This is a genomic window from Cupriavidus sp. FW305-3-2-15-C-LB2, from assembly GCF_058787575.1.
Genome location: NZ_JBYSZW010000031.1, coordinates 37790 through 51454, shown reverse-complemented (window position 1 = coordinate 51454; position 13665 = coordinate 37790). Strand labels below are relative to the sequence as shown.

11 protein-coding genes are annotated in these 13665 nt (G+C 68.2%); 5 read left to right on the top strand and 6 right to left on the bottom strand.

Going from position 1 to position 13665, the window contains the following annotated elements; all coding sequences use genetic code 11:
* Nucleotides 1-130 precede the first annotated feature (130 nt).
* Together AC3WRR_RS21520 and AC3WRR_RS21515 are read left to right on the top strand one after the other, a co-directional pair.
* Nucleotides 131-1138, top strand: coding sequence for a tripartite tricarboxylate transporter substrate binding protein (locus tag AC3WRR_RS21520; RefSeq protein ID WP_010814996.1), 1008 nt, complete (start codon nt 131-133; stop codon nt 1136-1138).
* A 42-nt stretch (nt 1139-1180) separates the two neighbouring features.
* Complete coding sequence (locus AC3WRR_RS21515) at nt 1181-2029, top strand: VOC family protein (protein WP_037023630.1); 849 nt, start codon at nt 1181-1183, stop codon at nt 2027-2029.
* 54 nt (nt 2030-2083) lie between these two features.
* Here the strand turns inward: AC3WRR_RS21515 and dut are convergent, their stop codons facing one another.
* The 5 genes from dut to AC3WRR_RS21490 all read right to left on the bottom strand — a co-directional run bounded on the left by dut (nt 2084) and on the right by AC3WRR_RS21490 (nt 8591).
* Complete coding sequence (gene dut, locus AC3WRR_RS21510; RefSeq protein ID WP_011615967.1) at nt 2084-2584, bottom strand: dUTP diphosphatase; 501 nt, start codon at nt 2582-2584, stop codon at nt 2084-2086.
* A 71-nt stretch (nt 2585-2655) separates the two neighbouring features.
* Nucleotides 2656-3858, bottom strand: coding sequence for a bifunctional phosphopantothenoylcysteine decarboxylase/phosphopantothenate--cysteine ligase CoaBC (gene coaBC / locus AC3WRR_RS21505; protein WP_010814993.1), 1203 nt, complete (start codon nt 3856-3858; stop codon nt 2656-2658).
* Nucleotides 3859-4049: 191 nt separating this feature from the next.
* On the bottom strand, nt 4050-4577 hold the full coding sequence (gene lspA, locus AC3WRR_RS21500) for a signal peptidase II (RefSeq protein WP_010814992.1): 528 nt from the start codon (nt 4575-4577) through the stop codon (nt 4050-4052).
* Nucleotides 4577-7471, bottom strand: a complete 2895-nt coding sequence (gene ileS / locus AC3WRR_RS21495; protein WP_010814991.1) for an isoleucine--tRNA ligase — start codon at nt 7469-7471, stop codon at nt 4577-4579. The genes lspA and ileS overlap by 1 nt, the downstream gene beginning before the upstream one ends.
* Before the next feature lie 124 nt (nt 7472-7595).
* A complete protein-coding gene (locus AC3WRR_RS21490; RefSeq protein WP_010814990.1) occupies nt 7596-8591 on the bottom strand; it encodes a bifunctional riboflavin kinase/FAD synthetase in 996 nt (331 codons plus the stop codon).
* Between the two features lie 227 nt (nt 8592-8818).
* Here AC3WRR_RS21490 and AC3WRR_RS21485 point away from each other — a divergent pair, with 227 nt between their 5' ends.
* Nucleotides 8819-10633, top strand: coding sequence for a hybrid sensor histidine kinase/response regulator (locus AC3WRR_RS21485; protein ID WP_010814989.1), 1815 nt, complete (start codon nt 8819-8821; stop codon nt 10631-10633).
* A 14-nt stretch (nt 10634-10647) separates the two neighbouring features.
* On the opposite strand, the gene AC3WRR_RS21480 is transcribed toward AC3WRR_RS21485, so the two are convergent.
* Nucleotides 10648-11307 carry a response regulator gene (locus tag AC3WRR_RS21480; protein ID WP_011615962.1) on the bottom strand — a complete coding sequence of 220 codons (660 nt, stop codon included), beginning with the start codon at nt 11305-11307 and terminating at the stop codon, nt 10648-10650.
* A 257-nt stretch (nt 11308-11564) separates the two neighbouring features.
* On the opposite strand from AC3WRR_RS21480, the gene purN reads away from it, so the two are divergent.
* Together purN and AC3WRR_RS21470 are read left to right on the top strand one after the other, a co-directional pair.
* The gene (purN, locus tag AC3WRR_RS21475; protein ID WP_037023529.1) at nt 11565-12233 is read left to right on the top strand and encodes a phosphoribosylglycinamide formyltransferase; all 669 of its coding nucleotides are present in this window, start codon (nt 11565-11567) and stop codon (nt 12231-12233) included.
* On the top strand, nt 12230-13630 hold the full coding sequence (locus AC3WRR_RS21470) for an RsmB/NOP family class I SAM-dependent RNA methyltransferase (protein ID WP_439670974.1): 1401 nt from the start codon (nt 12230-12232) through the stop codon (nt 13628-13630). The genes purN and AC3WRR_RS21470 overlap by 4 nt, the downstream gene beginning before the upstream one ends.
* Nucleotides 13631-13665: the final 35 nt, after the last annotated feature.

Genomic DNA, 13665 nt, shown 5'->3' with positions numbered 1-13665 from the left:
AATACGGGGGCGGCAGTCATGCCGCCCCTTTTCTTTTTGTCCCGGCGGCCGCCGGCCATGCCCGTCGGGGCACGGGTTTGCGGCCGCAGCTGGCCGCGCAACCGGCCAGGAATCCAGCCTGAAAACCCTGATGTCCTCTGCCGAACGCACGCGGCGCCGCCGCCTGCTGCTCAAGATCCTGCCGCTGGGTGCCATGCCCGTCCCGATGCTCCACGTCGCTGCAGCCGCCGGCGCCGAACCGCTGGCGGGCAACCGCCCGATCGCGCTGGTGCTGCCGTTCCCGCCTGGCGGGAGCGTCGACATCGTGGCCCGGCAGCTGCAGCCTGGGCTGAAGGCGACGCTGGGGCAGGCCGCGGTGGTCGACAACAAGCCGGGTGCCGGCGGCCTGATCGCATCGAGCACCGTGGCGCGCGCGAAGCCGGACGGCACCACCCTGTTGATGGCCTTCGACACCCACGCCATCAACCCTTTCGCCTACAAGCAGCTGCCCTACGACACCTTCCGCGATTTCTCGCCAATCTCGCAGCTGGTGCGCTTTCCGCTGGTGATTGCCGCCAATCCCGCGCTGCCCGTGGCCAATGTGCGCGAGCTGGTGGAGCTGGCCAAGGCCAGGCCCGACGGCGTGCGCTATGCCTCGTCCGGCATCGGCAGCCTGAACCAGCTGGCGGCAGAGGCGCTGGCGACCGAAGCCGGCGTACGCATGCTGCATGTGCCCTACAAGGGCGGCGGCCCGGCCGTGCAGGCGGTGCTGTCCAACGAGGTCGATATTTTCTTCAGCAGCTACGCCGCCGTGCAGGCGCACGTGGCCGCACGCACCATCAAGGTGCTGGGCGTGACCGGCACCAGCCGGCTGCGCCAGCTGCCGCAGGTGCCGACGGTGGCAGAGCAGGGGCTCAAGGGCTTCGAGGCCTACTCCTGGATCGGCGTGTTCGGCCCGGCCGGCCTGCCGGCATCCACGGTCACGCGCATCCACGACGCGCTGGTCGAATCGCTGCGCCAGCCGCGCGTGCTCGATGCGCTGGCCGCGCAGGGCTTCGAGATCGTGGGCGGCAGCCCGGCCGACCTCGGCAACCTGGTGCGCCGCGAGCATGACAAATGGCAGGCCGTGGCGCGCAAGGCCAATATCCAGTTCGAATGACGATGTCCGGCGCGGGTGCGCCGTGAAACCGAGAGGATGCCGATGGCAACGCAAGCGGAAATGTTCGACCACGCGGTGGTGGTGTGCCCAGACCTCGATGCCGGGGCCCGGGCATGGCGCCGGCTCGGCTTTACGCTGACGCCGCGCGGCTACCACACGCTCGGCTCGCAGAACCACTGCATCATGCTGCGGCGGGACTACCTTGAGTTGCTGCACGTGACCGCGCCCAGCCCAAGCCGCCAGTACTACTGGGATGCGCAGGCGCACGGCGGCGGCTGCGCGGCGATGTCGTGCAAGAGCGCCGATGCCTTTGCCACCGCGGCACGGCTGCGTGCGGCGGGCTGGCACACCTCGGACCCGATCGAGTTCTCGCGTCCGGTGCGGCTGGATGACGGCAGCGAGCACCCGGCCACCTTCCGCGTGACCGCGCTTGACGATGCGCCGGGCGCGCGCTACTTCGTCTGCGAGCACCGTACGCCCGAACTGCTGTGGCGGCCCGAATGGACCCGCCATGCCAACGGCGCGCACAGCATCGCCACCATGTTCCTGGTGGTGGCGCCCGCGCTGGTGGACGCCGCCGCGCACGCCTACGCGGAGCTGACCGGCGGCGAGCTGACGCAGCTGAGCGAACATGTCTGCAGCCTGGCGCTGGACGATGCCACGCTGGTGGTCAGCACGCCGCAGGCGCTGGCTTCGGCCACCGGCACCGCGCATGTCCGGCGCGAGGGGCCGGGCTACGCTGCAATCCGCCTGCGCACCGATGACCTGGCGGCGGCACGTGCCGGCTGGCGCGAACAGGGTGTGCCGACCCACGACCTGGGCCCGCGCGAGACCCTGGTGCTGGCGGATGCCGCCAGCGGCGTGGCGCTGCTGTTCGAGCAGCAGGGCTGAAAAGCAAACTGGCGCCCCGCGGGGCGCCAGTGTCTTGTGCGGCCAGAGGCTGCGTCAGGCGCTGGCCTTGGCGTGGTGCACGCCGGTCGAGCCAAAGCCGCCCGCGCCGCGTTCGCTGTCTTCGCTGAATTCTGCCACCGTCGAAAACACCGGCCGCAGCACCGGCACGAACATCATCTGCGCGATGCGCTCGCCCGGCTGGATCACGATCGGCTCGGTGCCGGGCGCGTTGCGGTTCCACACGCTGACCATGATCTGGCCCTGGTAGTCGGCATCGATCACGCCGATCGAATTGCCCAGCACCAGGCCCTTCTTGTGGCCCAGGCCCGAGCGCGGCACGATGGTCGCGGCCATGTACGGGTTGCCCATGTGCACGGCGATGCCGGCCGGCACCAGTTGCGCGGGCGTGCCCGGCGCGATCGATACCGGGGCGTCGACGCAGGCATGGAGGTCGATGGCGGCGGCCATTTCGCTCTGGTAGGCGGGCAGGCCCCATTCATTCAGGCGCGCATCGAGCACCTTGATTTCGACGGTTGGGTTCAGTGGCTGGGTCATGGGAATTCTGGGGGAAATCGGTTCAACGGAATAGGTGGCGGCCGCGCATGATACCGGACGCGCGCCCGCCATCAGGGCCGTGTGCGCCCGGGCAGGCGCTGGCCGATCGCCGCCACCAGCTGGCGCGCCAGTGACAGCTTGTCGGCGCGCGGCAGCCGCGTCATGCCGGCGGCGTCGAACAGCACGATTTCGTTGTCGTCCAGGCCGAAGGTATGGTGGCCGATATTGCCGACCAGCAGCGGTACGCCCTTGCGCTGGCGCTTCTGCTCGCCGTACCGCTCCAGGTTCTCGCTCTCGGCGGCAAAGCCGACGCAGTAGGGTGCGTCGGCCCGCGCCGCGACCGTGGCCAGGATGTCGGGGTTCTGCACGAACTGCAGCGTGGGGGTGTCGGTATCGTTGGCCTTCTTCAGCTTCTGCTGCGCGACTTCAGCCGGGCGCCAGTCTGCCACCGCGGCCACGGCGACAAAGACATCCACGCCGTGCAGCTGCGCGATCACCGCGTCATGCATCTGCTGCGCGCTGCGCACGTCGGTGCGGAGCACGCCGCGCGGGGTGGGCAGGCCGGTGGGGCCGGCCACCAGCAGCACCTCGGCGCCGGCCTCGCGCGCCGCGCGCGCGATCGAGAAGCCCATCTTGCCGGACGACAGGTTGGTGATGCCGCGCACCGGGTCGATCGCCTCGAAGGTCGGGCCGGCGGTGATCAGCACGCGCTTGCCTTGCAGCGGCTTGGGCTGGAAGAAGGCGATGATGTCGTCGAGCAGTTCTTCGGGCTCCAGCATGCGGCCGTCGCCGACCTCGCCGCAGGCCTGGTCGCCGCTGCCGGGGCCCAGGATCATCACGCCGTCGGCGCGCAGTTGCGCGGCGTTGCGCTGGGTGGCGGGGGCGGCCCACATCTGGCGGTTCATCGCCGGTGCCACCAGCAGCGGGCAGTCGCGCGCGATGCACAGGGTGCTGAGCAGGTCGTCGCACAGCCCGTTGGCCAGGCGCGCCATGAAATCGGTCGAGGCCGGAGCGATGACGATGGCATCGGCCTCGCGCGACAGGTCGATGTGCGCCATGTTGTTGTCGATGCGGGCATCCCACTGCGACAGGAAGACCGGACGGCCGGACAGCGCCTGCATCGTCACCGGCGTGATGAAGTGCGTCGCCGCCTCGGTCATGGCCACCTGCACGGTGGCGCCGGCCTTGGTCAGCAGGCGGACCAGTTCGGCCGACTTGTAGCAGGCGATGCCGCCGGTCAGGCCGAGAACGATGTGCTTGCCGCGCAAATCCATGGTGGGGAACCTGGCTGGGGAGAAAGGGAAATGATACCGGGGAAGCCGGCTGAGGGTTGGCTCCCCACTCCCGCACGGCGGGAGTGGGGCCGGGGGTGAGGGCGGGCGGTTCTGGTGGCGTGGTGCCTTGCTGAACCGCCCCTCACCCTGGCCTCTCCCCGTGAGGGGAGAGCGGAACACAATCAGGGCGCTCAGTGGCGCCGCACCCTGCGCAGCTCGTCCACGATCAGCAGCACCGCGCCGACCGTGATCGCGCAGTCGGCCACGTTGAAGGCCGGCCAGTGGTAGTTGCGCACATAGAAATCCAGGAAATCGACCACGTGCCCGTAGACCACGCGGTCGATCACGTTGCCGACCGCGCCGCCCAGGATCAGCGACACTGCGAAGCAGAACAGCCGCTGTCCGGTGTGGCGATACAGCAGCCACACGATGAACGCGCCCACCACGATGCCCAGCCCGGTGAAGAACCAGCGCTGCCAGCCGCCGGCATCGGCCAGGAAGCTGAACGCCGCGCCCTTGTTGTAGACCAGCACCAGGTTGAAGAAGCCGGTCACCGGGCGCGATTCACCATAGGTGAAGGTGCGCACGATGACGATCTTGAAGAACTGGTCGAGCACCACCACCAGCAGCGCGAAGGCCATCCACAGCAGCGGGGTGGTGCTGGCGGCCTTGTTGTTGCGGCGTGCCGGGCGCGCGGAACGGGACGTGGTCGATGCCATCAGGCATGGCTCCTGTGTTCACCGGCGCCGAACAGGTTGCTGTCGCAGCGCCCGCAGAGGGTCGGATGGTCCGGGTTGTGGCCGACATCGGCGCGGTAGTGCCAGCAGCGCTCGCACTTGGCATGGGTCGACGGGGTCACCGTGACCAGCAGGTCGCCGGCCTCGGGCGCGTGCGTTACCTTGGCCGATGAGGTCAGCAGCACGAAGCGCAGGTCGTCGCCCAGGCTCTGCAGCGCGTCCAGCACCGGGCCGCCGGCCTGGATGGTCAGCTCGGCCTGCAGCGACGAGCCGATCTCGCCTTCCACGCGCACCGCTTCCAGCTGCTTGGTGACCTCGGCGCGCACTTCGCGCAGCGTGTGCCACTTCTGCAGCAGATCGTCGGCGCCATCGTCGACTTCCGGTATCGCGTAGTAGGTGCTGGTGAAGATGGTGTCGGTGTGCTCGGTGCCGTGGGCGAAGATCTGCCACGCTTCCTCGGCGGTGAACGACAGGAACGGCGCCATCCAGTGCAGCATCGCCTGGGTGATGTGGTACAGCGCGTTCTGCGCCGCGCGGCGGGCCTTGGAGTCCGGCGCGGTGGTGTACAGGCGGTCCTTCAGCACATCGAGGTAGAACCCGCCCAGGTCCTCGGAGCAGAAGGTCTGCAGCTTGGACACCACCGGGTGGAATTCATACGCCTCATAGTGCGACAGCACTTCCTTTTGCAGCTGCGCGGTCAGCGCCACTGCGTAGCGGTCGATCTCCAGCCATTCCGACGCCGGCAGCGCGTGCCTGGCGTGGTCGTAGTCGGACAGGTTGGACAGCAGGAAGCGCAGCGTGTTGCGGATGCGGCGGTAGCCTTCCACCACGCGCTTGAGGATCTCGTCCGAGATCGACAGCTCGCCGGAGTAGTCGGTCGAGGCTACCCACAGGCGGATGATCTCGGCGCCCATCTTGTTCGAGATGTCCTGCGGCGACACGGTGTTGCCGATCGACTTGGACATCTTGCGGCCTTCGCCGTCGACGGTGAAGCCGTGCGTCAGCAGCGCCTTGTAGGGCGGCTTGCCGTACAGCATCGACGCGGTCAGCAGCGACGAGTGGAACCAGCCGCGGTGCTGGTCCGAGCCTTCCAGGTACAGGTCGGCGAGGCGGCCATCGGCTTCATCGGCGGACGGATCGTACAGGTCGTCGCGGTGCGAGCCGCGGATCACGGACCAGTGCGTGGTGCCGGAGTCGAACCACACGTCCAGCGTGTCGCGGTTCTTCTCGTACTGGCTGGCCTCGTCGCCCAGCAGCTCGGCCGGGTCCAGCGTCTGCCAGGCCTCGATGCCATGCTGCTCGACGCGCCTGGCCACTTCTTCCAGCAACTGCGGCGTGCGCGGGTGCAGCGCTCCGGTTTCCTTGTGCAGGAAGAAGGCCATCGGCACGCCCCACTGGCGCTGGCGCGACAGCGTCCAGTCCGGCCGGTTGGCGATCATGTTGTGCAGGCGCTGCTTGCCCCAGGCCGGGAAGAACTCGGTGGCGTCGATGCCGGCCAGCGCGGTCTCGCGCAGGGTGGGGCCGGTCTTGCCGTTCTCGTCGGCCGGGTCCACGTCCATGCCCGCGAACCACTGCGAGGTGGCACGGTAGATGATCGGCGTCTTGTGGCGCCAGCAGTGCATGTAGCTGTGGGTGTACTTGTGCGAATTGAACAGGTTGCCCGAGGCCTGCAGCACCTCGACGATCTTCGGGTTGGCGTCCCAGATCGACAGCCCGCCAAAGAGCGGCAGCGTGCCGGCATAGACGCCGTTGCCCATCACCGGGCTGATGATGTCGGAATCGGCCATGCCGTGCGCCTTGCACGACTGGAAGTCTTCCACGCCGTAGGCCGGCGCCGAGTGCACGATGCCCGAACCGGTGTCGGTGGTGACATAGTCGCCCAGGTAGACCGGCGACAGGCGGTCATAGCCCGCGTCCATCCTGGCCAGCGGGTGGTGGAAGCGGATTTCCGACAATGCCGCGCCGGTGGTGGTGGCCACGACCTTGCCTTCCAGGCCGTAGACCTTGAGCTGCTCCTCGACGCGCTCGGTGGCCAGGATCAGGTAGCCGCGCGGGGTCTCGACCAGCGCGTATTCCACTTCCGGGTGCACGTTCAGCGCCTGGTTGCTCGGGATGGTCCATGGCGTGGTGGTCCAGATCACGATCCAGCCGGGCTTGCCGTCGAGCTGCTCGAAGGGCACCTTGAAGGCGTGTGCCAGCTTGTCGGCTTGCGCGAACGGGAAGCCCACGTCGATCGACAGGTCGACCTTGTCCTTGTATTCGACCTCGGCCTCGGCTAGCGCCGAGCCGCAGTCGAAACACCAGTTCACCGGCTTCAGGCCGCGGAACACATAGCCCTTCTCCATGATCTTGCCGAGTGCGCGCAGTTCATCCGCCTCGTTGCTGTAGTTCATGGTCAGGTAGGGGTGGTCCCAGTCGCCCAGCACGCCCAGGCGTTCGAAATCCACCATCTGGCGCTTGATCTGCTCGGTGGCGTAGGCGCGCGCCTTGGCCTGGACCTCCTGCACCGGCAGGCCCTTGCCGAATTTCTTCTCGATCTGGATCTCGATCGGCATGCCGTGGCAGTCCCAGCCCGGCACGTAGACGGCGTCCAGCCCGGTCAGGCCGCGCGCCTTGATGATCATGTCCTTGAGCACCTTGTTGACGGCGTGGCCGATATGGATGTCGCCGTTGGCATACGGCGGGCCGTCGTGCAGCACGAACTTCTTCGCGCCCTTGCGTGCCGCGCGGATCTTCTTGTAGAGCTGCTTGTCCTGCCACTGCTTGACCCACTGCGGCTCGCGCTTGGGCAGGTCGCCACGCATCGGGAAGGGCGTGTCGAGCAGGTTGACCGGATATTTGCTTTTCTCGGGCTTGGCGCGTTTGTCGTCAGGCATTTCGATTCTCAGGGCAATTCGGGTTGGCGCGCGGGCGGCGGCAGGCCGGCGGGCGCGCGGAAAGACTGGGGCGGCGGCGTGCGTGCCGGGCCCGCGCCACTGGCGTGCGGGCGGGCGCCGGCCGCTACCTAATTCGGTCGGTGGCGGAGGTGGCGAAGTCGCGCCCGCCGCTGCCTTCGGCCGCGCCCGGGGCGGTCAGGCCGAAGAAGGCGCGCGCATCGGCGCTGTCCTTGGCGATGGCGGCGGTGAGCTCGTCCAGGTTGTCGAAGCGCGCTTCGTCGCGCAGCTTCTTCATGAATTCAACCCGCACCAGCTTGCCGTACAGGTTCTCTTTGAAATCGAACAGGTGGACTTCCAGCAGCACCCGGCCGGCGTCCTCGATGGTGGGGCGCACGCCGATGCTGGCCACGCCCGGCAGGGGCTGGTCGGCGATGCCGTGCACCTGCACCACGAAGATGCCGCTGACTGCCGGCCGCTTGTGCGAGATGCGCAGGTTCAGCGTCGGGAAGCCCAGGTCGCGGCCCAGCTTGCGGCCGTGGATCACGTGGCCGCTGATGGCATAGCCGTGGCCGAGCAGGCGCCGGGCATGCTCCAGATCGCCGTCGGCCAGCGCCTGGCGCACGGCAGAGCTGGAGATGCGGATGCCGCCTTCGGACACCGATCCCATCTGCTCGACATCGAAGCCGTAGCGGCGCCCGGCTTCCTGCAGGTAGGTAAAGTCGCCGGCGCGCCTGGCGCCGAAGCGGAAGTCGTCGCCGACCAGCACCCAACGCGCGTGCAGGCCGTGCCACAGCACGTTCTCAACGAACGCCTGCGGCGACTGGGCGGCAAAGTGGGCGTTGAAGTGTTCCACCACCACCCGGTCCACGCCGTTGCGGCGCAGGCTTTCCAGCTTGTCGCGCAGCAGCGCGATGCGGGTGGGGGCCTTGTCCGGGGTGAAGAACTCGCGCGGATGCGGCTCGAAGGTCATCACGCACAGCGGCAGGCCGCGTGCGTCGGCGGCTGCACGCGCACGCGCGAGCAGCGACTGGTGGCCGCGATGCACACCGTCGAAATTGCCGATGGTGAGCGCGCAGGGCGCCCGGCTTTCGGCGTTGGGCAGGCCGCGGAAGACTTTCACGGGGACGGCGGGAAACGTTTCAGGTAAAGCGAGCATTATAAGGCGAATGGGTCCGCTTGCCGCTCCCGCCGCCCGCGGCCGGTGCCGCGCTGCTGTTTTTGTGCCGCAACCGGCCCTCGCGGCATGGCGCAATGCCGCAAAAGGCGGCATGATATGGCCCACTTCGGCTTCACTTCGGCGCTGGCACCTGCTGCCCCCGACATCCGCCCATTCCAAGCCAGCCACACTTGAAAGCGCTGCCCAACCGGTTCTTTTCCCGGCTCCTGCCCCGAGTCCTGCCTCAGGCGACCGCCCAGCTCGACGTCGAGACGCGCGCCAAGCTGATGGCCATCGTGCACAAGAACTCGCCCACGGCGATCGTGGCCTCGGTGCTGCTGCCCGCGCTGACCACGCTGGGATTCTGGAACGACGTGAGCCGCGCGGCCTTGCTCGGCTGGTGCGCGGTGATGCTGCTGCTGACGGTCGGCGGCCTGTGGTTCTATGTCGGCTACCAGCGCGACCATGCCTCGATGAGCCGCTCCGCGCACACGCGCAAGTGGTGGAACAATATGCGCGCGGTTGCCTTCCTGACCGGCGTGACCTGGGGCAGTTCGGCGCTGCTGCATTTGTATACGGGCTCGGCCGTGTTCTCCAGCGTGCTGTACCTGCTGACCCTTGGGGTGCTGGCAGGCGGCGCGGTGTCGCAGGCGCCGGTGCCGTCGAACCTGGTCTATGCCGGCGTGCCGATCCTGGTGCCCAATATCCTGATGGCGGAATTCGCCTTCCCCGGCCATGGCGTCTATGTGCAGGTGCTGCTGGTGATCTATGGTCTGATGCTGTCGCGCCATGCCTTGCACCTGCAGGTCACGCTGGTGCGCGCCATCCAGCTCGAGGGCGACAGCCGCCGCCTGGCCAAGCAGTTCCAGGAGGAAAAGGAGCGCGCGCTGCATGCCAGCGAGGAGAAGTCGCGCTTCCTGGCTGCCGCCAGCCACGACCTGCGCCAGCCGGTGCATGCGCTGGTGATGCTGGTGGAGGCGCTGCGCGCGCGCAACCAGTCGTCGGCGCTGCATCCGCTGGTGGAGCAGGTGGCGGCGGGCACCCAGACCATCGACCTCCTGTTCCGTTCGCTGCTGGACCTGTCCAAGCTGGAAGGGCGCAAGGTGTTGCCGACGCTGGAGCCATGCGAGCTGGGCGCGCTGATTCGCGACGTGATGAGCCAGTTTGCCGCCGATGCGCGCGAAAGCGGCCTGACCCTGACCCCGCGCGTGCCCGACGAGCTCTACGCCATGGCCGAGCCGGTGCTGTTGCGCCGGGCCCTGTTCAACCTGGTGCAGAACGCGCTGCGCTACACCCAGCGCGGCGGTGTGCTGGTGACCGCGCGCCAGCGCCGCAAGCATGTGCGGCTGGAAGTCTGGGATACCGGCGCCGGCGTGACACCCGAGCACCTGCCCGACATCTTTTCGCCGTATTACCAGGTCCATAACCCGCAGCGCGACCCGTCGCAGGGCCTGGGCCTGGGGCTGGCCATCTTCAAGGAATGCGTGCGCCTGATGCGCGGCACCTATGGCGTGCGCTCGGTGCCGGGCAAGGGTTCGGTGTTCTGGTTCGCGCTGGCGACGGTGCCGGCCGAGACCGTGGCCAGCGTGCGCGAGATGCGCGCGATGGCGCAGGCGGAAGAGGCCAAGCCCGACCGCCTGCAGGGCACGGTGCTGGTGGTCGACGACGACAGCCAGATCCGCAAGGCCTGGATCGCGCTGATGGAGGCCTGGGGCATCCGCGTGGCCTGCGCCGCGCACGGCGCCGAGGCCGACAAGCTGTTTGCCAAGGGCCTGCGCCCGGACATCATCTTCTGCGACCTGCGCCTGCCCGGCAGCGAGAACGGACTGGATTTGCTCGAGCGCTGGCAGAACACGCAGCCGCAGGCGCGCAGCGCGCTGCTGACCGGCGACCTGAAATCCGCCGCGCTGGCGGCGGCAGAAGAGGCGGGATATTTCGTGCTGCCCAAGCCGGTGGACCCGGCTTCGCTGCGGCTGCTGCTGCGCCGCTGGCTGCGGCCGGCGTAGGGTACCGGCCTGCGTTACTGGCGCAGGCGGAACCGCTCCATGCGCGACATCACCTGCATGCGCGTGCGCACGCCCAGGCGCTGCAGGATGGCTGACACGTGCTCCTTGACGGTGTTCTCGGTCAGCCCCAGGCGGCGCGCGATCACCTTGTTCGGCAGGCCTTCCAGCACCAGCGCCAGCACCGAGCCCTGGCGCGGCGTCAGGCCGAGCTCGGCCGGCGTGACCGGAATGCCGTGGGCGGGCCCGAACGACTGCGCGCGGCCGTTCAGGGCCTCATCGGTGGGGAAGGAGGTGTCGCCTGCCAGCACCTTGCGCACCGCGGCGGTGAAGGCATTGGCATCAAGGTGCTTGCCGACGAAGCCGCAGGCCGACAGCGCGCGGGCGCGGCCGACGATCTCGGGGGTGGCCTCGGCGGACATGAAGATGAAGCGTGCGCCGGGGATGACGGTCTTGAACGACTGCATGGCATCGAAGCCGGTGCCATCGTTCAGCCAGATATCGAGCAGCACGATATCGGGGCGCAGACCCTGCTGCAGGCTTGTCAGGGCTTCGCGGGCACTGCCGGCGGCATGGACTGCCACATCCGGCATGACTTCGGCGAGGAAAGCCGTAGTGCCTGACAAAGCCATAGGATGATCATCGACCACCAACAACGTCGGTGCAGCGTTCGACATGCGAATTCCCGTTCAAATTCCCGTTTCGTCCTTGTTGTCACCAGCTCTTGGCGAGCACTGTGTCATGCACAGGGTTGGCGCGTGGACGTAGCGCCCACTCTAGCAGAGGGGGCGAAGCGTCACAATCCATCAATCGGGGGTATACGGGCATGCCGTCACATGTTAGAGACATCGCGCCCTGTCCGAATCTCGTGAATTAAGCACGTAATGCGTTGGCTTTACCAGAGTTTAGCGCCTTGCCTTGGTAGAATTGCGCGATGAAAAAAATTGTCATCTTGATTTCCGGACGAGGCTCCAATATGGAAGCCATCGTCCGTGCCTGCGCGGGTGGCGGCTGGCCCGCCCGGGTGGCGGCAGTACTGTCGAACCGGCCGGACGCCGCCGGGCTGCAATTCGCGCAGCAGCATGGCATCGAAACCGGCGTGGTCGACCATCGCCAGCACCCTGACCGTGCCGCTTTTGATGCGGCTTTGGCCGAGGCCATCGACGCCCACGCGCCCGACCTGGTGGTATTGGCCGGTTTCATGCGTATACTCACGCCCGGCTTCGTCGACCGCTATGCGGGCCGGCTGCTGAATATCCATCCGTCGCTGCTGCCATGCTTCCCGGGCCTGAACACCCACAAGCAGGCGCTCGACGCCGGCGTCAAGCTGCATGGCGCCACCGTGCACTTTGTCACCCCAGAACTCGACCATGGCCCGATCGTGATTCAGGCTGCACTTGATGTGCGGCCGGCGGACACGCCCGAGAGCCTGGCCGCGCGCCTGCTCGAATGCGAGCACGTGATCTATCCCCGCGCCGTGCAATGGTTCGTAGAGGACCGCCTGCAACTTCAGGACGGCGTAGTCAACGTTATCAACCCGGCCGAATCGCAATTGCTGATGGCCATCTCCGCCGATACCCCGGCGGGAGGAGTCAAGGCATGAGTCGCACCCAGGCAGGAACCCGATCCCCGCGCAGCGAAGGACATGCCCCCGCGCGCAGCAAGGGCAAGGGCAAGGGCAGCCCCATCCGCAAGTCGCCCAATGCCAACGGTGCCCCGGTCCGCTCGCATGGCGGCCTCCATGCCACCCATATCCAGCATATCGACCGCCTGCTGGGCAAGGTCATGCTGTTTGCGCGCCCGGCCGATGCCGTGGTGAGCTATTACTTCCGCGAGAACAGCAAGCTTGGCCACCGCGAGCGCGGCATCATCGCCGAGGCCATCTACGCGGTGCTGCGCCGGCGCGTCGAGTTTGCCCAGTTTGCCGAAAGCGGCACGGGCGCGACCTCGCGCCGGCTGGCGCTGCTGGGCCTGGCCGCGACCCTGGGCCGCGACACGCTGACGCCGTTCCTGCATCCCGAAGAAGCCGAGTGGCTGGACCGTCTGACCACGATCGAGCGCTCCAGCCTGGCGCCGCGCGTGCGCGCCAACCTGCCCGAGTGGCTGTACGACGAACTGGTGCGCGGCCACGGCGAGGCCTTCGCCGCGGCCCTGGGCGACGCGCTGCTGCGCCCGGCGCCGCTGGACCTGCGCGTCAACCTGGCCAAGACCAGCCGCGAGGCCGCGCTGGCCGAGCTGCACGCCGCCGGCCTGGGCGCCGAGCCGACGCCGATGGCGCCGGCCGGCATCCGCATGGCCGGCAAGCCGGCACTGAACCAGTTGCCGGTCTTCGTCAACGGCCTGGTCGAGGTGCAGGACGAGGGCAGCCAGCTGCTGTGCAACCTGGTCGCACCCAGGCGCGGCGAGATGGTGGTCGACTTCTGTGCCGGCGCGGGCGGCAAGACCCTGGCGCTGGGCGCGGCGATGCGCTCGACCGGCCGGCTCTATGCCTTCGACGTATCGGAAAAGCGCCTGGCCAACCTGAAGCCGCGGCTGGCGCGCAGCGGGCTGTCCAACGTCCATCCGGTGCTGATCGACTCCGAGCGCGACGCCAAGATCAAGCGCCTGGCCGGCAAGGCCGACCGCGTGCTGGTCGACGCGCCCTGCAGCGGCCTGGGCACGCTGCGCCGCAACCCCGACCTGAAATGGCGGCAATCGCCGGAGTCGGTGCTGGAACTGACTGCCAAGCAGAGCGCGATTCTGGATTCGGCCGCGCGGCTGGTGAAGGGCGGCGGCCGCGTGGTCTACGCGACCTGCAGCGTGCTGGAAGCCGAAAACGAGCAGATCGTGCGCGACTTCCTGGCTGCGCACCCCAACTTCCGCCTGGTGCCGGCCGCCGAAGTGCTGGCCGAGCAGAAGATCGAAGTGACCGGGCTGCCGGACAACGGCATGTTTGCCCTGTATCCGCACCTGCACCAGACCGACGGCTTCTTTGCCGCGGTGCTGGAACGCACCAGCTGAGCGCCGGTGCCTGCCGGGCCGCCTGCCGATCGCGC